At 73.9% G+C, this 20,365-nt stretch carries 18 protein-coding genes; 8 read left to right on the plus strand and 10 right to left on the minus strand.

Annotated features, from left to right (window positions below):
- Positions 1-109: 109 nt before the first annotated feature.
- Positions 110-1,192, plus strand: a complete 1,083-nt coding sequence (locus tag NOCJ54_RS0109410; protein ID WP_028655301.1) for a hypothetical protein — start codon at positions 110-112, stop codon at positions 1,190-1,192.
- Between the two features lie 49 nt (positions 1,193-1,241).
- On the opposite strand, the gene NOCJ54_RS0109415 is transcribed toward NOCJ54_RS0109410, so the two are convergent.
- A complete protein-coding gene (locus NOCJ54_RS0109415; RefSeq protein WP_261376783.1) occupies positions 1,242-2,444 on the minus strand; it encodes a pyridoxal phosphate-dependent aminotransferase in 1,203 nt (400 codons plus the stop codon).
- Between the two features lie 33 nt (positions 2,445-2,477).
- Between NOCJ54_RS0109415 and pyrE the strand changes: the two genes are divergently transcribed.
- Positions 2,478-3,017 carry an orotate phosphoribosyltransferase gene (gene pyrE, locus NOCJ54_RS0109420; protein ID WP_028655303.1) on the plus strand — a complete coding sequence of 180 codons (540 nt, stop codon included), beginning with the start codon at positions 2,478-2,480 and terminating at the stop codon, positions 3,015-3,017.
- Between the two features lie 594 nt (positions 3,018-3,611).
- On the opposite strand, the gene NOCJ54_RS0109425 is transcribed toward pyrE, so the two are convergent.
- Positions 3,612-4,040, minus strand: coding sequence for a VOC family protein (locus NOCJ54_RS0109425; protein ID WP_028655304.1), 429 nt, complete (start codon positions 4,038-4,040; stop codon positions 3,612-3,614).
- An 80-nt stretch (positions 4,041-4,120) separates the two neighbouring features.
- Positions 4,121-4,885 (minus strand): DedA family protein, encoded by a 765-nt coding sequence (locus tag NOCJ54_RS0109430; protein ID WP_232221734.1) that lies wholly within the window; start codon positions 4,883-4,885, stop codon positions 4,121-4,123.
- An 84-nt stretch (positions 4,886-4,969) separates the two neighbouring features.
- On the opposite strand from NOCJ54_RS0109430, the gene NOCJ54_RS0109435 reads away from it, so the two are divergent.
- Positions 4,970-5,617 (plus strand): TrmH family RNA methyltransferase, encoded by a 648-nt coding sequence (locus NOCJ54_RS0109435; RefSeq protein WP_028655306.1) that lies wholly within the window; start codon positions 4,970-4,972, stop codon positions 5,615-5,617.
- Between the two features lie 28 nt (positions 5,618-5,645).
- On the opposite strand, the gene NOCJ54_RS0109440 is transcribed toward NOCJ54_RS0109435, so the two are convergent.
- Both NOCJ54_RS0109440 and NOCJ54_RS0109445 read right to left on the minus strand, forming a co-directional pair.
- Positions 5,646-6,140, minus strand: coding sequence for a SigE family RNA polymerase sigma factor (locus NOCJ54_RS0109440; protein WP_028655307.1), 495 nt, complete (start codon positions 6,138-6,140; stop codon positions 5,646-5,648).
- Entirely contained in the window at positions 6,137-6,958 is an 822-nt protein-coding gene (locus tag NOCJ54_RS0109445; RefSeq protein ID WP_028655308.1) for a hypothetical protein, read from the minus strand. The genes NOCJ54_RS0109440 and NOCJ54_RS0109445 overlap by 4 nt, the downstream gene beginning before the upstream one ends.
- A 133-nt stretch (positions 6,959-7,091) precedes the next feature.
- Here NOCJ54_RS0109445 and fbaA point away from each other — a divergent pair, with 133 nt between their 5' ends.
- Both fbaA and ilvA read left to right on the plus strand, forming a co-directional pair.
- Positions 7,092-8,123, plus strand: coding sequence for a class II fructose-bisphosphate aldolase (fbaA, locus tag NOCJ54_RS0109450; RefSeq protein WP_028655309.1), 1,032 nt, complete (start codon positions 7,092-7,094; stop codon positions 8,121-8,123).
- A gap of 2 nt (positions 8,124-8,125) precedes the next feature.
- Entirely contained in the window at positions 8,126-9,412 is a 1,287-nt protein-coding gene (gene ilvA / locus NOCJ54_RS0109455; protein ID WP_028655310.1) for a threonine ammonia-lyase IlvA, read from the plus strand.
- A gap of 514 nt (positions 9,413-9,926) precedes the next feature.
- Here ilvA and NOCJ54_RS0109465 read toward each other — a convergent pair.
- Together NOCJ54_RS0109465 and NOCJ54_RS0109470 are read right to left on the minus strand one after the other, a co-directional pair.
- A complete protein-coding gene (locus NOCJ54_RS0109465; RefSeq protein WP_198020170.1) occupies positions 9,927-10,220 on the minus strand; it encodes an ArsR family transcriptional regulator in 294 nt (97 codons plus the stop codon).
- A 91-nt stretch (positions 10,221-10,311) separates the two neighbouring features.
- Positions 10,312-10,734 carry a DUF3151 domain-containing protein gene (locus NOCJ54_RS0109470; protein WP_028655312.1) on the minus strand — a complete coding sequence of 141 codons (423 nt, stop codon included), beginning with the start codon at positions 10,732-10,734 and terminating at the stop codon, positions 10,312-10,314.
- A gap of 57 nt (positions 10,735-10,791) precedes the next feature.
- Here NOCJ54_RS0109470 and NOCJ54_RS0109475 point away from each other — a divergent pair, with 57 nt between their 5' ends.
- On the plus strand, positions 10,792-12,267 hold the full coding sequence (locus tag NOCJ54_RS0109475) for a DHA2 family efflux MFS transporter permease subunit (protein ID WP_028655313.1): 1,476 nt from the start codon (positions 10,792-10,794) through the stop codon (positions 12,265-12,267).
- Between the two features lie 126 nt (positions 12,268-12,393).
- Here NOCJ54_RS0109475 and lysS read toward each other — a convergent pair whose 3' ends face one another.
- Positions 12,394-14,100: a lysine--tRNA ligase gene (lysS, locus tag NOCJ54_RS0109480; RefSeq protein ID WP_198020171.1), complete on the minus strand. Its 1,707-nt coding sequence runs from the start codon at positions 14,098-14,100 to the stop codon at positions 12,394-12,396.
- Between the two features lie 130 nt (positions 14,101-14,230).
- Here lysS and NOCJ54_RS0109485 point away from each other — a divergent pair, with 130 nt between their 5' ends.
- Positions 14,231-17,017 carry a LuxR family transcriptional regulator gene (locus tag NOCJ54_RS0109485; RefSeq protein WP_198020172.1) on the plus strand — a complete coding sequence of 929 codons (2,787 nt, stop codon included), beginning with the start codon at positions 14,231-14,233 and terminating at the stop codon, positions 17,015-17,017.
- Between the two features lie 239 nt (positions 17,018-17,256).
- Here NOCJ54_RS0109485 and NOCJ54_RS0109490 read toward each other — a convergent pair whose 3' ends face one another.
- A complete protein-coding gene (locus NOCJ54_RS0109490) occupies positions 17,257-18,186 on the minus strand; it encodes a diacylglycerol/lipid kinase family protein (RefSeq protein WP_232221735.1) in 930 nt (309 codons plus the stop codon).
- A 78-nt stretch (positions 18,187-18,264) separates the two neighbouring features.
- On the opposite strand from NOCJ54_RS0109490, the gene NOCJ54_RS0109495 reads away from it, so the two are divergent.
- A complete protein-coding gene (locus tag NOCJ54_RS0109495) occupies positions 18,265-19,710 on the plus strand; it encodes a carboxyl transferase domain-containing protein (RefSeq protein WP_028655317.1) in 1,446 nt (481 codons plus the stop codon).
- A gap of 255 nt (positions 19,711-19,965) precedes the next feature.
- On the opposite strand, the gene NOCJ54_RS0109500 is transcribed toward NOCJ54_RS0109495, so the two are convergent.
- The gene (locus tag NOCJ54_RS0109500) at positions 19,966-20,346 is read right to left on the minus strand and encodes a nuclear transport factor 2 family protein (RefSeq protein WP_028655318.1); all 381 of its coding nucleotides are present in this window, start codon (positions 20,344-20,346) and stop codon (positions 19,966-19,968) included.
- Positions 20,347-20,365: the final 19 nt, after the last annotated feature.

A 20,365-nucleotide genomic window follows, 5' to 3' on the forward strand; every position in this document is an offset into this window, starting at 1 on the left:
ACCGGGGATTCCTGCGCCTGTTGACGTTTGCAACGGCCGACAACCGCAAGAGAACGTCGACATGTGGCCGTGCGGTGGGGCCGTGGGGCGGTCTGGTGGAATGGGGCCCATGACCAAGCAGCAGCCCCGACCGCCCCAGGCGACCTTCGCCGGGGTGTTGATCATCGGCGGGTCCGTGCTGCTGATCCTCGCCGCCTGGCAGCGGATCTCGACCCTCCACACGCTCGACGCGCAGCGCGACGTCGAGACGTGGCTGTCGACCAACAACCTCGAGGGCATCACCGTCGACGGCATGCTCAGCGCGCTGCGGGTGCTCTGCATCGTCGGCGCCGGCGCCGCGGCGGCGTCGATGATCCTCGGCTTCCAGGTCTTCAAGCGCTCGACCACTGCACGGATCGTGCTCGCCGTGCTGGCACCGCTGCTCTTCGTCGGCGCCGTCGCCAGCGACCTGTTCATCGCCGTGATGGCGGTCTTCGGCATCGGCCTGTTGTGGGCCCAGCCCACCCGGGACTGGTACGCCGGACGCCCCTGGCTGCAGGCCCACCTCGAGCGCCGCGCCGCCCGGTTCGGGGCGCCCCGCCCGGGGGCGCCGACGCTGCCGGACCTGCCGGGGCAGCCCGGCCGCGCCGACCAGCCCGGTCCCGGTCACGACCACGCCGGCCACCCCGCGCCCCCGCCGGGGCAGCAGCCCGGCCACGCCTACCCGCCGCCCCCGCCGGGCCACCGGCTGCCGCCCCACCGCCCGCAGGTACGACGCCCGGGGGCCCTCGTGGCCGCCTGCATCCTCACCTGGGTGCTGTCCGGGATGACCCTGGTGCTGACCACCCTCACCGCGGTGCTCGTCGCGACCCAGGGTGGCGAGGTGTTCGACCAGTTCCGCGAGCAGGAGCCGGACCTGGTGCAGTCCAGCGGGATGACCGAGCAACAGTTCGTCGCCACCTTCCTCGTGGTCGCGATCGGCCTCGTGCTCTGGAGCGCCGCGGCGCTCGTGTTGGCGGTGCTCGCCTTCGTCGGCCGCGGCTGGGCGCGGATCACCCTCGCCGTGTCCGGCGTCTGCGCCGCCCTGCTCACCCTGGTCATGGCGATCAGCGGCCCGCCGCTGCTGGTGCCCGCCATCGCCCTCGGCGTCGGGACGTGGTTGCTGCTGCGCCCCGAGGTCGCCGCGTGGTTCGCCACCGTCCGGCGTCGCTGACCGAGCACCCCGAGCACCCCCGGGCGGCCTGACGCGCCGCCGGGCAGGCTCAGGCGTGCAGGTCGGCCCGGCCGAGCCGGGCCACGGCCTCGGCGATCACCTCGGGCCGCTTGCAGAACGCCCAGCGCACCAGGTGACGGCCCGCGCCCGGCGCGTCCGGGTCGTCGTAGAACACCTCCGACGGGATCGCCACGACCCCGGCCCGCTCCGGCAGCGCGCGGCAGAAGTCGCTGCCGCTGCTCCAGCCGAGGGCGCTGACGTCGGTGGTGGCGAAGTAGGTCCCCTCCGGCGGGTACGTCGTCAGGCCGGCCGCCTCCAGCCCCGCGACCAGCTCGTCGCGCCGCTCCCGCAGTTCGGCCGCCAGCCGGCGCGGGAACCCGTCCTCGTGGTCGAGCGCGTGCGCCACCGCCGGCTGCAGCGGAGCCCCGGAGGTGAAGGTCAGCCACTGCTTCGCCGCCATCACCGCAGCCACCAGGTCGGCGGGGCCGGTCGCCCAGCCGACCTTCCAGCCGGTCACCGACCACGACTTGCCGGCGCTCGAGAGCGTCAGCGTGCGCCCGGCCATCCCGGGCAGCGTCGCGATCGGGACGTGCCGGTGGTCGTCGAACGTGAGGTGCTCGTAGACCTCGTCGGTCACCACCAGCAGGTCGTGCTGCTGCGCCATCCGGGCGACCGCTGCCAGCTCGTCGGCGTCGAGGACCCGGCCCGTCGGGTTGTGCGGGGTGTTGAGCAGGATCAGCTTCGTCCGCGGCCCCACCGCGGCCTCGAGCTCGGCCGGGTCGAGCCGGAAGTCGGGCGCCCGCAGGGTCACCGGCCGTCGTACGCCGCCGGCGAAGTCGATCATCGCGGTGTAGGAGTCGTAGTAGGGCTCGAGCACGACCACCTCGTCGCCCGGGTCGACCAGGCCCAGCAGCGCGCCGGCGATCGCCTCCGTGCAGCCGGTGGTCACCACGACCTCGCGGTCGGGGTCGAGGTCGATGCCGTAGTGCCGCTGCTGGTGCCGGGCGATCGCCTGCCGCAGCGCCGGCACGCCGACGCCCGGTGCGTACTGGTTGGCGCCGCCCCGCAACGCCGCGCCCGCGGCGTCCAGCAGCGACGCGGGCCCGTCGGTGTCCGGGAAGCCCTGGCCCAGGTTCACCGAGCCCGTGCGGACCGCGAGCGCCGACATCTCGGCGAAGATCGTCTCGCCCATCCCGGAGACCCGGGCGGCGTTGCGGGCAGGGCGGCCGGTTCGGCGGGCGGAGGACTCCACGGACCCGAACCTACCCGGCGATAACCTTCCCGGGTGACGACCACGGACACCGCCCTCGCTGCCGACATCGACGCCACCTGCCGCCTCACCGGCGAGTTCACGCTCCGCTCGGGCCAGGTGAGCAACGAGTACTTCGACAAGTACCTCTTCGAGGCCGACCCGCAGCTGCTCGCCCGGGTCGCCCGCGAGGTCGCGCAGCTGCTCCCCGGCGACGCCGAGCTCCTCGGCGGCCTGGAGATGGGCGGCATCCCGATCGCCACCGCCGTCAGCCAGCTCGTGGGCATCCCCGTCGTGTTCGTGCGCAAGAAGGCCAAGGAGTACGGCACCGCCAAGCTCGCCGAGGGCCCGTCCTTCGACGGCAGGAAGGTCGTGCTCATCGAGGACGTCATCACCACCGGCGGCGCGGTCCGGGACGCCACGAACGCCCTGCGCGCCGGCGGCGCCGTCGTCGACACCGTCGTCTGCGCGATCGACCGCAGCCCCGAGGGCGAGAACCCCCTCGCCGACGTCCAGCTCGAGGTCCGCGCCGTGCTGACCAAGGCCGAGCTCGACGCCGCCCGGGCACGCGCGTAACTGCGCGAGCGCTGCTCTCGTCGGCGCGAGCGTGTCGCCTGTCGAGGGCGGCGCGCAGGCCTCGCAACCTCGGCCCGCACTTGCCCTCGACGCGCCTCCGGCGCGGGCGCCACGCTGCCGCGCGCGCAGTTGGCTCCGGTAGATGGCTGAGTCCGCCTGGCGGCAAGCCTCGGGTTCGCTGCGCCCTGCTCCCGGTGGTTGAGGTGCGAGGCCGCCCGCGGCCGAGCCTCGAAACCTCCGGGCCTTTCGGGCGGGCTGTGGTGGGCGCGGTCGGGTGGACCGGGGCCGCTGGTTTCGAGGCTCGGCGCTGGGGCGCCTCGCACCTCAACCACCGGCAGTGGGGCGCCTTGAAGCTCGACCGCCGGCGGTGAGCTGCCGCCGGTCCACCTGGCGGCACGCGCCTCGGGGGCGCCCTCCTCCCGGTGGTTGAGGTGCGACGAGCGCCAGCGAGGAGCCTCGAAACCTCCGGGCCTTTCGGGCGGGCTGTGGTGGGCGCAGTCGGGCGGACCGGGGCCCCTGGTTTCGAGGCTCGGCGCTGGCGCGCCTCGCACCCGACCAGCGGCGGTGGGCTGCCGACGGGCGGCAGACGCTCCCTCAGGCCTGCGGGCCGGCGATGTTGACGAGCCAGTCGACGCCGTAGCGGTCGCGGAGCATGCCGAAGGTGTCGCCCCACGGGGCCGGGGCGAGCGGCTCGTGGATGGTGGCGCCCTCGGACAGGCCGTCCCACCAGGCGCGGAGGGTGTCGGCGTCCTCGTGGGGGCCGCTGAGGCTCACCTGCTGGGTCTGCGGCTCGCCGGGGACGCTGTGCGGGTGGTCGGCGCCCATCAGCAGGACGGTGTCGGAGACGGTGAGCGAGGAGTGCATCACCCAGTCGACCTCGTCCTCGGCCACGCCCATCTCGGCGCCGCCCATCTCGGCGAAGGTCGTCACGGACAGCTCGCCGCCGAGGACGGAGCGGTAGAACTCCATCGCCTCGCGGGCCTGGCCGCGCCAGTTGACGTACGGGTTGAGGTTGATGGTCACGGCAGGCTCCTCCGGGTGCTGGGTCGGCGGTCGTGAAGACCGACCAGCGCCGACACCGGGACTCATCGCCGTGAGGCGGATCAGTCGTGGACGGTGGTGTCCATGCCGACGATGTCGCGGTCGGGGATGCCGTCGCCGTCGTTGTCGTCGGCCTCGGGGCCCGCGGTACGACGGTGGCGCCACCACTCCCAGACGATCGGAACCAGGGTGAAGGCCAGGATCGCGAGGGTGACGTAGTCGATGTTCTCGCCGAGCGCCGGGATGGCCGCGCCGAGGAAGTAGCCCAGCAGGGTGATCGACACGACCCACAGCACGGCGCCGACGGCGCTCCACACGAAGAAGCGGCGCCGCTCCATGAGGGTCACGCCGGCGACCACGGTGATGTAGGTGCGCACGAAGGGCACGAAGCGGCCGATGACCAGGGCCTTGTTGCCGTGCTTGTCGAAGAACGCGCTGGTCTGGTCGAGGTACTTGCGCTTCAGGACCTTGCCGTCGCGCTGGTAGAGCGGCGGACCGATCTTGCGCCCGATCTCGTAACCCGCGACGTTGCCGGCGAAGCCGGCGATGACGAGCAGGGTCATCGCGATGAGCAGCTGCAGGGGCTCGTTCGAGATGCCCATGATGCTGAACGGGCTCGAGTTGCTGCCCGCGATGAACAGGCCCAGCGCGAACAGCAGCGTGTCACCTGGCAGGAACGGGAAGAACAGGCCGCACTCGACGAAGACGATCGCGATGGCGATCCAGATGAAGGTGCCGCCGAATTCGCCGAGCAACCACTCCGGCTCGAGCCACTTGATGCCGAACAGCATCGGCACGAGGATCGGTGTGGCGACCAGCGAGTTCACGGGGCAACGCTACCCTCCGGCCCCCAGCCGCGGGACCGATAGGGTCGATTCGTGGATGGGGAGCAGCGGGCGCCGTACGACCCGATGCCGCACGGCCAGCCCGAGGTCGGCGTCGGTCCGTGGCCCGGTCCCTGGCCGGAGGGCCCCGGCAGCGAGGTGTACGACGAGGAGCTGCTCCGCGAGGGCGACCGGCGCAACGTCGTCGACCGCTACCGCTACTGGACGGTGGAGGCGATCGTCGCCGACCTCGACAAGCGGCGGCACGGCTTCCACGTCGCCATCGAGAACTGGCAGCACGACTTCAACATCGGGACCATCGTCCGCTCCGCCAACGCCTTCCTCGCCGCCGAGGTGCACATCGTCGGAAACCGGCGGTGGAACCGGCGCGGGGCGATGGTGACCGACCGCTACCAGCACGTGCGCCACCACCCGACCGTCGCCGAGCTGCACGCCTACCTCGCCGAGCGCGACGTCCCGCTGCTGGGCATCGACAACCTCCCCGGCTCCGCCCACCTGGAGACCATGGAGATCCCCGAGCGGGTGTGCTTCCTCTTCGGCCAGGAGGGGCCGGGGCTCTCCGAGGCGGCCCGGGAGGCGTGCGACGGCACCTTCTCGATCGCCCAGTTCGGCTCGACCCGGTCGATCAACGCCTCGGCCGCCGCGGCGATCGCGATGCACACCTGGGTGCGCCAGCACGCCGACCTGTCCAGCGACGAGGCCTGGCGGGGCTGACGGCCCTCCCCCCGTTCCCCGGGGTGCCTCAGGAGTCGACCGGGGCCAGCGTGCCGCGCAGCGCGGCCAGCCCGCGGGAGGTGTGGCTCTTCACCGTGCCCTCCGTGACCCCGAGCTCGGCCGCCGTCTCGGCCACCGACAGGCCGAGCCAGTGGCGCAGCAGCACGGCGGCCCGCTGCTGGGCCGGCAGCTGCTGCAGCGCCGCGACCAGCGAGTCCCGGTCCTCGACCGCGACCCCGGGCGCCGCGGCGACCTCGGGGAGCTCAGCCGTCGGCCGCTCGCGGCGGGCCGGGCGGCGGGACTCGTCGATGGCGGCGTTGAGCAGGATCTTGCGGACGTAGGCGTCCTCGGTGCCGTGCCGGGCGACCCGCGGCCACGCGACGTAGAGGCGGACGAGGGCGGTCTGGACGAGGTCGTCGGCACGGTGCCAGTCGCCGCACATGCCGTAGGCGATCCGGCGCAGCTGGTCGCGCCGGCTGGTCGCGAACTCGACGTACGACGCGTCGCGCTCCGCCCGCCTCACCGGGCGCCGTCCGCGCGCTCGACGTCGTAGGGGAGGGTCAGCACGTACTCAGCCCACTCCTCGGCGGTCACGCCGTTGAACGGCAGCGCCTGCAGGGTGACGTTGAGCTCGGCGTCGACGAGGACGTACCACCCCTGCATCCCCGCACAGCTGCCGCGGTGGCACTCATTGCCGACCTCGAGGTGCACCAGACGCCCCTGCGCACCGTTGGAGGCGGTGAAGGTGCTGTTGCGCACCACCTCGGCGTCGGGGTGGATGCGCAGCCTGCCGTCGACGACCAGCAGCGGCTCGTCGCGGTCGTCCCAGCCGGGCACGACCGGCACCCGCGGCGCGGCCGGCGGCATCATGGCGGGGTCGGTGGCCCACGCACGGAGCGGTGGACTGGCCACGCCGACCGGTGCCAGGGTCCACGACCCCGTGCGGTCGCCGCGCACGTAGACGTGCTGGCCGTGAACCTCGAGCTCCCACAGCACGGCGCCGGATCGCCGGTCCTCGTGGAGGACGGTCGCCTCCGGGTTCACCTCCCACTGGCCGTCGCGGTGGCGTACCGGGAAGGCGGCGTCCTCGACCGGCCACGTCACCTCCCTCGGCTGGTCGGCCCAGGTCGGAGCGGCGTCCTGCACGTCGCGTGCCAGTCCGCCCGTCGCCGTCGTCACGAGCGCGCCGACGACCAGCGCCGCCGCGAGCCCCGCGGCACCCAGCGCGGCCCGGCGCCGGCGTACCGCCCGGTGGCCGGCGGCCAGGGTGTCCGCGATGTCGAAGGTCGGCTCGGGCGCGCGGCCCAGCTCGGCGTCCAGCCGGTCGGTGAGGTCCTGCATCGGGGTGTCCTCCGGGGGATGGGGTGTCCATGGTCCGTCATGGGGGGATACGCCGGTCACCGCCGATCGGTTGTCGCGGTAGGTTGATCGGCGTCGACCGCAACCGCACCCGCACCGCCGCAGGAGCCCCAGCATGCCCATCGCCACCCCCGAGAAGTACGCCGAGATGCTCGATGCCGCCAAGGGCGGCTCGTTCGCGTTCCCCGCGATCAACGTCTCCTCCTCGCAGACGCTCAACGCGGCCCTCAAGGGCTTCGCCGACGCCGGCTCGGACGGCATCATCCAGATCTCGACCGGTGGCGCGGAGTACCTCTCCGGCCCGGGCGTGAAGGACATGGTCACCGGCTCGGTCGCCTTCGCGGCGTACGCCGCCGAGGTCGCGAAGAACTACCCGGTCAACATCGCGCTGCACACCGACCACTGCCCCAAGGACAAGCTGGACGGCTTCGTCCGCCCGCTCCTCGACATCTCCGCCGAGCGCGTCGCCCGCGGTGAGGCGCCGCTGTTCCAGTCGCACATGTGGGACGGCTCCGCCGTGCCGCTGGAGGAGAACCTCCAGATCGCCGAGGAGCTGCTCGCGAAGGCGGCCGCGGCGCGGATCATCCTCGAGATCGAGGTCGGCGTCGTCGGCGGCGAGGAGGACGGCATCGTCGGTGCCATCGACGAGAAGCTCTACACCACCCCCGAGGACGCCCTCGCCACCGTGCGCGCCCTCGGCGTCGGCGAGAAGGGCCGCTACCTGACGGCGCTCACCTTCGGCAACGTGCACGGCGTCTACAAGCCGGGCAACGTCAAGCTGCGCCCGGAGATCCTCCGCACGGCCCAGGACGCCGTCGTGAAGGAGCTCGGCCTGGCCGAGGGCTCGAAGCCCTTCGACCTGGTCTTCCACGGCGGCTCCGGCTCGACCGCCGAGGAGATCGGCGCGGCCGTCGACTACGGCGTCGTCAAGATGAACATCGACACCGACACCCAGTACGCCTTCACCCGCCCCGTGGCGACGCACATGTTCACGAAGTACGACGGCGTGCTGAAGGTCGACGGCGAGGTCGGCGACAAGAAGAGCTACGACCCGCGCTCGTGGGGCAAGGCCGCCGAGGCCGGGATGGCCGCGCGCGTCGTCGAGGCCTGCGAGCACCTGCGCTCCGCCGGCAAGACCGTCGGCTGACGGTGACCACGTCCCTGCCCACTACTGCCGACGTCGAGCGGGCGGCCGGGCTGCTGGCCTCGGTCGTCCCGCCGACCCCGCTCCAGCGCGCCGACCGGCTCTCGGCGCTGACCGGCCTCGACGTCTGGCTCAAGCGTGAGGACCTGACCCCGGTCCGCTCGTACAAGGCCCGCGGCGCCTACACGGTGCTCGCCGGGCTGACCGACGAGGAGCGGGCCCGCGGGGTGACCTGCGCCAGCGCCGGCAACCACGCCCAGGGCGTCGCCTTCGCCTGCGCCCGCGCCGGCGTGCACGCCACGATCTTCCTGCCGCGCACGACGCCGCGGCAGAAGCGCGACCGGGTCGCCGCGCTGGGCGGCGAGCAGGTGGAGGTCGTCATCGCGGGGGAGGGGTACGACGACGCCGCGGTCGCCGCCGCTGAGTTCGCCGCCGCCTCCGGGGCCACCGTCATCCCGGCCTTCGACCACCCCGGCATCATCGCCGGGCAGGGCACCGTCGCCGCCGAGATCCTCGCGCAGGCCGCCGAGCTCGGCTGGCAGCCCGACGCGCTCGTCCTGCCGGTCGGCGGCGCCGGCCTGATCGCGGGCTGCCTGACGGTGCTGGCCGAGCGGGTCCCCGGCGTCAGGGTGGTCGCTGCCGAGCCGTCCGGTGCCGCGTCGCTCGCCGCCGCCCTCGAGGCCGGCGGACCCGTCGAGCTCGAGTCCGTCGACCCGTTCGTCGACGGCGCCGCCGTTCGCCGGGTCGGTGACCTGACCTACCGGGCCGTGGCCGGCGCCCGGGAGTCCGTCGACCTCTCCCTGGCCGCCGTGCCCGAGGGACTGATCTGCGTCGAGATGCTCGACCTCTACCAGGTCGACGGCATCATCGCCGAGCCCGCCGGCGCCCTCGCCGCGTCCGCGCTCCGCCTCGACGAGACCACCGCGGGGCTGGCGCCGGGCAGCAAGGTCGTCGTGGTCGTCTCCGGCGGCAACAACGACGTCTCGCGCTACGCCGACATCGTCGAGCGGGCCCTGGTCCACGAGGGCCTCAAGCACTACTTCCTGGTCGAGTTCCCGCAGGAGCCCGGTGCGCTGCGCCGCTTCCTCGACGACGTGCTCGGCCCGGACGACGACATCACCCTCTTCGAGTACACCAAGCGCAACAACCGCGAGTTCGGTCCCGCGCTGGTCGGCATCGAGATGCAGCACCGCGACGACCTGGCCCCACTGCTGGAGCGGATGGAGGCCTCGCGGCTGCGCGTCGAGAAGGTGCCGCCGGACAGCCCGCTGTTCGGCTTCGTCCTGGACTGATCCGCCCGGGCGACCGCGTGGTGGAAGCACCGGTCCCGAAGTGTGACCGGTTGCACCTGTCACCGCTGGGCACCTGCTGCTCGCACCCCACCCGGGGTGCGCCGGCCCGTGCTCCGGCGGGCGGCACCGGCGGAAGAGGACAATCTTCCGGGAATCGCGTGATGTTCGCGGTCCGGTGCCGTCTGGTCAGGTGCACGCTTCGGACGAAGGAGAACGCATGCGGATCAGCCGCCAGACCCACAAGCACCGCGCGACGGAGCCGGTCCCCCAGACCGAGCGTCCCGCCGTCAGCGGTGCCCACCGGGCTGGGCGGCCCGCGACCCCGCCCATGGCCGGCGTGCGGGCGATCCTCCTGTCCATCCTCACCGCCCAACCGAAGGCAAGGGATTGACCGTGCGCCTCTGGATCGCCTCGCTCGCTGCTGTCGTGGACACCTTCCTGGTCGACTCCGTACGACGCGCTGCCACGCGCCGCTGAGCCCCTGACCAGCCGCTGACCAGCCGCTGACCACTCGTCAGCGGCGGAACGGCCACCCCCAGCGCCACCACCAGCGTCGCGGCCTGCGCCCGTGCTCGGGCGCAACCAGGTCGGGCGGCTCCTGGAGCCGTCCGCGCTGCACCCGGCCCACGACCCGGTAGCGGGTGGCCGGGTCGAGCCCGCGCGCCTGCACCCACATCGTCGGGGCGCCCGGCTCCCGGGTCGCGCGGACCAGCCCCTCGCGCTCGAGGCGGCGCAGGTGCCTGCGGATCGACTCCTCGACGATCCCCGCCTCCTCCGCCAGCTGCGCGACGGTCTTCGGCGTGTCCACGGCGAGGTAGACCCACCAGACCCGCGGGCCTAGGCGCGGGAGCGGGTCCATCAGGAGCGGGACGTCAGGAGCGGGACGTCAGGGCGGGCGGTCAGGCCAGCAGCTCGTCGTACGCCGTCTGGCTGGAGTCGCGCAGGAAGGTCGAGCAGCGCTCCCACTCGTCGGTCTCGCCGATGGCGCGGGCCGCGATCGCGAGGAGGGCGAGCGCGCGCAGGAAGCCGCGGTTCGGCTCGTGCTCCCACGGCACCGGGCCGTGGCCCTTCCAGCCGTTGCGGCGCAGCATGTCCAGCGAGCGGTGGTAGCCGACGCGCGCGTAGGCGTAGACCGTCACGTCGTCGGCGCCGCCGTCGCGGGCCTGCTCGGCGAGGGTCGCCCAGGCCAGCGGCGACGCGGGCAGGCGGCGTACGACGGCGGCCGGGGTCTCACCCGCCGCGAGCAGCTCGGCGGCCGGGTCGACGGGCAGGTGGGTGGGCGGGGGACCGGCCATCAGGTCGGTGCCGGGCGTGATGCTCATGCCCTCATTGTGTCCCCCCGGGAACAGGCTGTCGGTGGGCGGGTGTTGACTCCCTCCGTGACCCAGAGCGCGACCCCGCAGACCGGCAGCACGACCGAGGTGGCGAACCCCTGGCCGGCGCTGTGGGCGCTGGTGATCGGGTTCTTCATGATCCTGGTCGACCTGACCATCGTCACGGTCGCGACGCCGACGATCATCGAGGACCTCGAGGCGTCGGTCAACGACGTCGTCTGGGTGACCAGTGCCTACATGCTCGCCTACGCGGTCCCGGTCCTGATCACCGGACGCCTGGGTGACCGCTTCGGGGCGAAGCGGCTCTACCTGGTGGGCCTGACCGTCTTCACCCTCGCCTCCCTGTGGTGCGGCCTCACCGACACCGTCGAGGCGCTGATCCTGGCCCGCGTCGTGCAGGGCTTCGGCGCCTCGATGATGACGCCGCAGACGATGGCGATCATCACCCGCATCTTCCCCGCTGCCCAGCGCGGCCGGGCGATGGCGCTGTGGGGTGCGACCGCGGGCGTCGCCATGGTCGTCGGCCCGATCCTCGGCGGCGTGCTGACCGACGGCCTGGGCTGGGAGTGGATCTTCTTCATCAACATCCCGTTCGGGGTGTTCGCCTTCGTCATGGCGTGGCGACTCGTGCCCGCGCTGCCCACGCACGCGCACAGCTTCGACTGGCTCGGCGTCGCGCTGTCCGGCGCGGCGATGTTCCTGCTCTGCTTCGGCATCCAGGAGGGCCACCAGAAGGACTGGGCCGGCTGGATCATCGCGATGATCGCCGGCGGCGCCGTGCTCCTCGTCGTGTTCCTGGTCTGGCAGCGGCTCAACCGCGCCGAGCCGCTGGTGCCGCTCAGCCTCTTCCGGGACCGCAACTTCTCGGTGTCCAACGCCGCGATCGCCTGCATGGGGGCCACGGCCGCGGCCTTCGGGTTCCCGCTGATGCTGTGGGCCCAGGCCGTGCGCGGCTACTCGCCGACCCAGTCGGCGCTGCTCCTGCTGCCGATGGCGGTCATGTCGATCGTCCTCGCCCAGCCGGTCGGGCGGCTGACCGACCGCCTCCACCCGCGGCTGGTCACCGGCTTCGGCTTCGGTGCCAGCCTCGTCGGCTTCCTGGTCCTGATCTGGACGCTCCAGCCGGAGGCTGCGGTGTGGGAGGTCTGCGTGGCGATGGGGCTGGTCGGCATCGGCAACGCGTTCATCTGGTCGCCGACCGCCGCGACCGCCAACCGCAACCTGCCGATGAGCCTGGCCGGTGCGGGCGCCGGCGTCTACAACGCGACCCGCCAGGTCGGCTCCGTGCTCGGCGCCGCCGCGATCGCGGTGCTCATGGACAGCCGCCTGGCCCACTACCTCCCCGGCGCGGTCGCGCAGGGTGAGGCCGGCGCGGAGCGGATCCCCGACCCGGCCGCCGCTGCCCGGTTCAGCGACGCGATGCAGGACTCGCTGTGGCTGCCGGCCGTGGTGTACGCCGTGGGGCTGGTCGCGGTGATGTTCTACGAGCCGCCGAAGCACGAGGGGTTCGGGCAGCGCTGAGGCCCGGGAATCACCGCCTGGGCGGTGATTCCCGGACTTGTTGGCCGCTGCAGCAGCCACCAGGTCCGGGAAACGGCCACCAGGTCCGGGAAACGGCCGCCAGGTCCCGGCGGCCGTCGAGGCAGGTCAGGGCGTGAGCAGCGCCCGGACCCGCTCGGGGCCCAGCGCGGCGAACAGCGTGGGCAGCCGCGGTCCGCGCTCGGCGGAGACCAGCAGCTGGTAGAGCAGCCGGAAGAACGCCTTCTGGTCCGCCTTCACCTCGTCGGTGGGGGCGTCCTCGAGGGCCAGGCCACGGGCGAGCTTCGGCACGCCGTAGATCAGCGCGGTCAGCTCGTCGGCGTCGGCGAAGGAGTCCGGCAGCCGGTCCAGCAGCTGGGCCAGCCACCGCTGCTCGTCCGCGGTCAGGCTCGCGAGCCGCTCGGTGTCGCGCTCCTCGCGCACGGTGGTGCGGTCCTCGGGGTCGACGTAGGAGGTGATCCAGGTGGCGGCCTTCGTCAGCCGCGGCTCGAGGTCGGCCTCGCTGGCCCCGACGGTGCGGGCGGTGATCTCGCGCGAGCCGGCCGTCACGTCGGCGACCGAGGACAGCATCCGGAAGGGGACGACGACGTTCGGGGTCGGCAGGGTGCCGGCGCTCGACGTCGCGGAGGCCCGCTCCCACGCGAGGACGGCCGCGTCGCGCTTCTCCGGGATCGCAGCCTTCTTCGTGAGCGCGTCCCACTCGTCGTACAGGCGCAGCACCTCCTGGCCGAAGTCGACGTTGAACGCCTGCTTCGGCTGCCGGCGCACGTAGAGCCAGCGCAGGATCGGCGCCTCGAGGATCCGCAGCGCCTCCGCCGCGGTCGGCACGCCGCCCTTGGACGACGACATCTTCGGCATGCCGGCGACGCCGACGAACGAGTAGCCGACGAAGCTCGGGGCGGTGCCGCCGAAGACCGGGCCGACGATCTCCTTGCCGACCGTGTACGACGACCCGGGGGTCGCGTGGTCGACGCCGCCGGGCTCGAAGTGCACGCCCTCGAAGGTCCAGCGCATCGGCCAGTCGACCTTCCAGACCAGCTTGCCCTCGTCCTGGGTGGCGACGTTGGTGACGTAGGAGTCGCCGCACACGTCGCAGGTGTAGGCGAGGTCGGTCGTCTCGTCGTCGTACGACGTCAGGGTGACCGTGTCGCGGCCGCAGCCGCGGCAGTAGGGCTTGTAGGGAAAGCGGGCCAGGTCCTCGCTGGCGCCGTGGCCGGCCTCGTCGACCTCGGCGGTGGCGCCGCCCTCGGCCTCCTCGGCGGCGTCAACCGCGTCGGCGACCTTCTTGGTGCGGAAGCGCGCCATCACGGTCTCGATCTCGTGGCGCTCGCGGATCGCGGTGAGCACCTGCTCGCGGTAGGTGCCGGCGCGGTACATCTCGGTCTGGTCGACCTCGACCATGTCGCAGCCCAGGTCGGCGAGCGCGGCACGTAGCGGCGCCTTGAAGCGCTCCGCCCAGCTCTCGAACTCGCCGGTCGGGTCGGGCACGGCCGACAGCGGGCGGCCGATGTGCTCGTTGAACGCCGGGTCGACGCCGGCGGGCACCTTGCGGAAGCGGTCGTAGTCGTCCCAGCTGTGCAGGTGGCGCACGTTGATGCCGCGGCGGCGGATCTCCTCGACGACGAAGTGCACGGTGAGGAACTCGCGCAGGTTGCCGAGGTGGATCGGGCCGGACGGGCTGATGCCGGACGCGCACGTCACCAGGTCGGGAAGGGTGCCGCCGTTGACCTGCTCGGCGTGCCGGAGCGCCATGTCGGCGGTCCGGGTCACCCAGTCGCTGGGGGCCTGCTGCTGGTCGCGCTGTCCTCGTGCCACGACGCCCAAGCCTAGGCGGGCACCGGGGCGGGTGCCGATTCGGGCGCTCATTACGATGAGGGGTCTGCAATCGGGCCGCCGCGCGCGGCCCCGGGGCCCGCGAGGGCCCGAGGTCTCCGTGGGGGTGTCGATGGGTCGCAGGGCCGACGTCGCGTTCGTGGGCCGCGACGCCGAGCTCGCCACGTGGCAGCGCCTCGCGGCCGGCGCCGAGGCCGGCGCGGCGTCGGCCTGGGTGGTCGACGGAGCGCCCGGTGTCGGCAAGACCGCACTGCTCGACCGCGTGCGGGCGGACGCCCGGTCCCGCGGCTGGCGGGTGCTCTCGGCGGTCGGCAACCCGCTCGCCCACGACATGGACACGCTCAGCGTCTGCGCCGACTGGTTCGACCAGCTGCTCGTGGAGCGCGAGCCCGGCCGGGCGCCGTTCGACGGGCCGGGCGTGCTGGTCCGCCGCGCGCTCACCGAGGGGCGCGCCGGCATCGAGAGCGCCGACCTGGTCCGGTCCATCACCTGGGCGCTGCGCAGCCTCGCCGAGGAGGGCCCGCTGCTGGTGGTGCTCGACGACGCGCACTGGGTCAACACCGCCTCGGTCGGCCGGGCCGCGGGTGCCGCCGCGGTCATCACCGACGAGCGCATCGTCTTCGTCTTCGTGCACCGTGCCGACGAGCGGCCGGGGGCCCTCGAGCCGCTCCTCGCACGACCGCACGCCGTGGCGACCACCCTCGGGGCGCTCGACGCCGACGCCGTCGACGAGTGGCTGTGCGAGGTGGGCCGTACGCCGGACCCGCAGGCCCTGCGCGAGGTGCTCGCCGTGACCGGCGGCCTGCCGCTGCTGGTGCGCCACGTCCTGGCCGACCCGATGTCCGGGGTCCACCCCCGGACGGCGGTGGACGCGGCGGCCACCCGCGGCGTCGCGGCGCGGCGGGTCGCGGCGCAGCCCGGCGCGGCCGACGTGCTGGCTGCCCTGACCCTGCTCGACGAGCACGCCGACCTCGACGCGGTCGCGGAGGTCCTCGGCCTCGAGGTGGCCGAGGCCCGCGACCGGCTCGCCGCCCTGGCGGAGGCCGACCTGGTCCAGCCGGTCGGCGGCGCGTGGCAGGCGACGCACCCCACCATCGCCGAGGTGGGCCTCGAGGTCGCCGACCCGGCTCCGATCGCCGCCCGGGTCGTCGCCCTGCTCCGCACCCGGGCGGTGCGGCCGTACCGGCTGGCGACGCTGGTGCTGCGCACCCGGCCCGGCACCGTGCCCGCCGGTGCCGCGATCCTCCTGCAGGCCGCCGAGGACCTCGTCGCCGGTGGCGGTGGCGAGGAGTGCCTCGAGCTCCTGGACCGCGCCGGCATCGAGGGCGGCCTCCCCGACGACGGGCCGCTCCGCGTGGCGACGGCCCGGGGCCGGGCCCTGGCCTCCCTCGGGCGGATCGACGACGCTGCCCGCGCGCTGACGGATGCGCTCGAGCTCGCCCCGCCCGCGGAGCTGGCGGTGCGCCACGCCGACCTCGGCGACACCTGGCTCGGTGCGGGAGCGGTGGCCGAGGCGAACGCTGCCTACGGGCGTGCCCTCGATCTGCTGTCCGGACCCACTCCTGAGCTGACGAGCAGCGAGCGCCGTGGGCTGATCGCCCGGCTGGCCGGGGTCGCGTCGCTCTCGGGGAGGGTCGGCGAGATGAGCCAGGCCGAGCTGGCGGCGATCCTCGCCCAGCCCGAGGAGCGGGACACGTACGGCGACCGGGCGCTCCTCGCGATGGCCGCCCTCGGCATGACGATCGTCGGCGAGGACGCGGCGACCGCCGGGCGCCTGGCCGCCCGCGCGGCGGGCGACCTCCGCGTCGTCGAGCAGGACGGCGTCCACGGGGGAGTGGTGTCGCTGCTGACCGGGGCGCTCAACGCGACCGAGCAGGACGACCTGGCCCTCGACGTGATCGACGCCGCCCAGGCCCTGGCCCGGCGGCGGGGCTCGATCACGTCGTACGCGACGCTGGCCTACACCCGTGCCGCGATCCACCACAACCGCGGAGAGCTGCGCCGCTGCGAGGCCGAGGCGATGGCCGCCCTGGACCTGCGCGAGGACGGCTGGACGCTCTACCTCGAGGCGGCCCAGTTCATGGCCGTGTGGGCGCTGCTGGCCCAGGGGCGGCGCGAGGAGGCCGGGGCCGTGGTGCGCGAGGTCGACGTGGACTCGCCCCGCGGCCCGCTCCACGCGGCGATGGCCCGGGTGGTCCGTGGCATGGCGGCGCTCGACGTCGACGACCCCGAGGCGGCGCTGGCCGACCTGCTGGTGGCCCGCGACCTCAGCGCCGAGTTCACCGGCCCGTCGGTCGGCTGGTTCGTCCGGTACGCCGTGCAGGCGGCCGCGCGGGCCGGACGGTCCGAGCTGGCCCGCACCATGGCGGTCGAGGCGGTCGACCGTGCCCGCCACTACGGCGCCCCCCGCCTGCTGGGCGTCACCCTGCGCTCGGTCAGCGAGGCGCTCGAGCCCGCCGAGCGGGCCGCCCACCTCGACGAGGCGGTCCGGCTGCTGCGCGGGAGCACCTCGTGGTTCGAGCTCGCCCTGGCCCACCGTGACCGCGCCGAGCTGCGCGCCGGCCGGAGCGACACCCGGGCTGCGCTCGAGGACGCCCGACGCTGCCTGGAGCTCGCCGAGCGGATCGGCGCTGCCCCCGTCTCCGCCCGGATCCGCGAGCGGATCCGGGACTGGGGTGGTGACGACGCGGCCGGGCCCCTGCTGCCGCCGGAGTCGGTGCTGACCACGGCCGAGTACCGGGTGGCCGAGCTCGCCGCCGCGGGCCTGACGAACCGGGAGATCGCGGAGCGGCTCTTCGTCATCGTCAAGACCGTGGAGTGGCACCTCAGCCGCGCCTACAAGAAGCTGGGCGTCAGCTCGCGCCGCGAGCTCGCGGCGGTCCTGGCCACCGACCGCTGAGCGGTGGGGCAGCCTCCCCGCGGCGGCCCCGGGCCACCCCAGGGGGTACCCCAGAGTCGTGACTCTGGGGTCGAGATCGGCCGTCCGGCACCGGTAGTGCCCCCATGCTTGTTCCGTGGTGCTCGGAGGCTGTGGGGGCTCCGGGCACGGGGGACCCGTCCCGGTGGGGCGGTCGACCCGGGACGGCCGTCGTCACTGCCTCTGGACGGTCGTCCCGGTCCGCCGCCCCGGCCGGCGGCTCAGGACGGACCCGGGACCACCATCGCGTACGCCGACGGGACCACCCGCCACGCGCGCTCGCGGAACGGGCCGTCGATCTCGCCGTCGCTGTTGCAGTCGAACGGCGTGCCGCTGACCCTCACCTCCGTGCCCCGCACGATGCGGACGTCGGCGTGGTCCTCGTGCCGGGCGAACGGCAGGCGCAACGCGTACCCGAGCCGGGCCCACCGACCCACCGGGCTCGCGACCAGCACGTCGACCAGGCCGTCGCCGGGGTCGGCGTCGGGCGTGAGCTGCGTGCCGCCGCCGACCGAGGCACCGTTGCCGAGGGCCACCATCAGCACCTTCTCGTCGAGGTCGACCACGACCTCGCCGTCGACCTCGACCCGGACCCGCAGCGTCGGGGGATTCATCGCGGTCTGCACGGCGCCGATCGGGTAGCCGAGCCGGCCGAGGTTGACCTTGCCGACCCCGACCGAGCCGAGCCGCTCCTTCCAGCGTGCGCCCTTCGCGCCCGCCTCCGCGCCGGCGCCGAGGTGCACGCTGTTGACGGTGACCTCGTCATGGTCGTCGACCACGAGGTCGGTCGGTCGCGGGTGGCCGGTGACCACGACCTCGGCGGCCGCGGCCGGCTCGAGGGGCAGCCGCAGGGTGCGGGCGAAGTCGTTGCCGGTGCCGAGCGGGACCAGCCCGATCGTCGTACCGGACAGGGAGCCGCGGCGGTGCAGCGCGGCGACGACCGCGTGGATGCTTCCGTCGCCGCCGACCACCACGACCGTGCGGTCGCCGAGGCCGGCGAGGGCGGCGTCGAGCTCGTCGGGGGAGGAGGTCGCGGCGACCTCGACCTCGGCGTGCTGCCGCAGGACGGCGAGCGCCTCGTCGAGGGCCTCCTGGTCCGCCGTACCGGCGTCGGCGTTGGTGATGACGAGCATCGATCGGGCGCTGGGCACGACCCCAGCGTAGGGACCGGTCCCGCCTGTCGTGCGCGGGACCTGAGGACCGGACGGCCCCGCCTAGAGTTCGGGCCCATGGGGACCTCTCGCCGCTGGACCGCCCGTGAGCTGATCGACCTGGTGCTCGACGAGGGCTCCTACGAGTCGTGGGACACGCCGATCGACACCTCCGGGCACCCGGAGGAGTACCGCGCCGAGCTCGCCCGGGCCGCCGAGAAGGCCGGCACCGACGAGTCCGTGCTCACCGGGCGCGGCACCGTCCGCGGGCGCCCGGTCGCCTTCGTGGTCAACGAGTTCGGCTTCCTCGCCGGCTCCATCGGCGTCGCCGCCGCGTCCCGGATCGCCTCCGCGGTGCGTCGCGCGACAGCCGAGGGGCTGCCGGTGCTGGCCAGCACCTCGTCCGGCGGCACCCGGATGCAGGAAGGCACCCGCGCCTTCGTGCAGATGGTCGAGATCTCCCGTGCCCTGATGGAGCACCGCGCCGCCGGCCTGCCTTACCTCGTGCACCTGCGGCACCCGACGACCGGCGGCGTCTACGCCTCGTGGGGCTCCCTCGGCCACGTCACCGTCGCCGAGCCGGGCGCCCTGGTCGGCTTCCTCGGCCCGAAGGTCTACGAGGCGCTCAACGGCGAGCCGTTCCCGCCGGGGGTCCAGGTCGCCGAGAACCTCGCGGCGAAGGGGGTCATCGACGCCGTCGTACCCGCCGAGGAGCTGCCCGCGCTCGTCGACGCCGCCCTCGGGGTGGTCGTCGACCCGGCGTCCGCGCCGGCCCTCGAGCGGCGTGAGCCGGTCGCGCCGGGCACCGTGTCGGACCACCACGTGTGGGAGGACATCGAGCACACCCGCGACCGCGACCGCGCCGGCGTCCGCGACCTGCTCAAGCACGGCGCCTCGCCGGCCACGATCCGGCTCCGCGGCACCGACGAGGGCGAGCGCGACGACACCGTCCTCATCGCGCTGACCCGGCTCGACGGCCAGCCCTGCGTGCTGGTCGGCCAGGACCGCACCCGCCAGACCCCGGACAGCCCGATGGGTCCCGGCGCGCTGCGCGAGGCCCGCCGGGCGATGCACCTCGCCGAGTCGCTGCGACTGCCGCTGGTGACGGTCGTCGACACCCCCGGCGCCGAGCTCTCGCCCCAGGCCGAGGAGGGCGCGATGGCCGGCGAGATCGCCCGCTGCATCGCCACCCTCGTCTCGATGACCGTGCCCACCGTGTCGGTGATCCTCGGCCAGGGCTGCGGCGGCGGTGCGCTCGCGCTGCTGCCCGCACGCACCGTCGTGGCCACCCAGCGCGGCTGGCTCTCCCCGCTGCCGCCCGAGGGCGCCAGCGTGATCCGACACGGCGACACCTCCCGCGCCGCCGAGATGGCCGCCGACCAGGAGGTCGGCGCGCTGAGCCTGCTCGCCGACGGCAACGTCCACGTCGTCGTCCCCGAGCTCGTCGAGGACGACGCCCCGTCCCTCGCCCGCGCCATCGTCGCCGAGGTCGCCCACCAGCTCGCCGCCGCCACCGCCGACTGAACCGTCACTCGTCGCCCGTCGAGACGTCACCTGTGGCCTGTCGAGACGTCACTTCCGGCGGGTTGAGACGTCGGTTCCGGCGGGTCGAGACGTCAGCAAATGCCTGTTCAGGCGTCACTTCCGGGCGTCGTACGACGTGACGACTCGACGCGCCGCAACTGACGCCTCGACAGGCCGGATCTGACGGGTCGACAAGCCAGAAGTGACGTCTCGACCGTCCCGGCGAGACAGGTGGGTCAAGGTGGGGCGGGCGGGTCAGGCGTCGGCGACGACCATGTCGTCGCCGGACCAGAAGGCGCGCATGCTGGTGATGCGGCCCTCGTCGTCGAAGGTCATCACGTCGATCGGGGCGAGGGTGTAGGTCTGGTCGCCGGCCTTGGTGACCAGCTCGAAGGCGAAGGCGGCCTCGTTGCCGGCGACGCGGGCGTGCAGCAGGCGGGCGGTCTGCTCGAGGCCGTCGAGGGCGCCGTAGAACTCGGCGATCGACTCGCGGGTGGTGCGCACCTCCGAGCCGACCGGGTCCTCGACGGTGGCGCCGTCGGCGTACAGGGCGACGACGTCGGCGGAGGAGCCGTTCGCCACGAGGTCGACGTACTGCTGGATGGTCTCGAGGATGGTCTCGCGGCTGGCGCCCATGGCGTGCTCCTGGTCGAGG

The sequence above is a fragment of the Nocardioides sp. J54 genome, from assembly GCF_000519005.1.
Lineage (GTDB): Bacteria > Actinomycetota > Actinomycetes > Propionibacteriales > Nocardioidaceae > Nocardioides.

What these genes read in the sequence shown, in the direction of transcription:
- NOCJ54_RS0109410 (WP_028655301.1), top strand. Translation starts at nt 110, where the DNA reads ATGACCAAGCAGCAGCCCCGACCGCCCCAGGCGACCTTCGCCGGGGTG.
- NOCJ54_RS0109435 (WP_028655306.1), top strand. Translation starts at nt 4,970, where the DNA reads ATGCCGCACGGCCAGCCCGAGGTCGGCGTCGGTCCGTGGCCCGGTCCC.
- NOCJ54_RS0109445 (WP_028655308.1), bottom strand. Translation starts at nt 6,958, where the DNA reads ATGCAGGACCTCACCGACCGGCTGGACGCCGAGCTGGGCCGCGCGCCC.
- fbaA (WP_028655309.1), top strand. Translation starts at nt 7,092, where the DNA reads ATGCCCATCGCCACCCCCGAGAAGTACGCCGAGATGCTCGATGCCGCC.
- NOCJ54_RS0109470 (WP_028655312.1), bottom strand. Translation starts at nt 10,734, where the DNA reads ATGAGCATCACGCCCGGCACCGACCTGATGGCCGGTCCCCCGCCCACC.
- NOCJ54_RS0109485 (WP_198020172.1), top strand. Translation starts at nt 14,231, where the DNA reads ATGGGTCGCAGGGCCGACGTCGCGTTCGTGGGCCGCGACGCCGAGCTC.
- NOCJ54_RS0109495 (WP_028655317.1), top strand. Translation starts at nt 18,265, where the DNA reads ATGGGGACCTCTCGCCGCTGGACCGCCCGTGAGCTGATCGACCTGGTG.
- NOCJ54_RS0109500 (WP_028655318.1), bottom strand. Translation starts at nt 20,346, where the DNA reads ATGGGCGCCAGCCGCGAGACCATCCTCGAGACCATCCAGCAGTACGTC.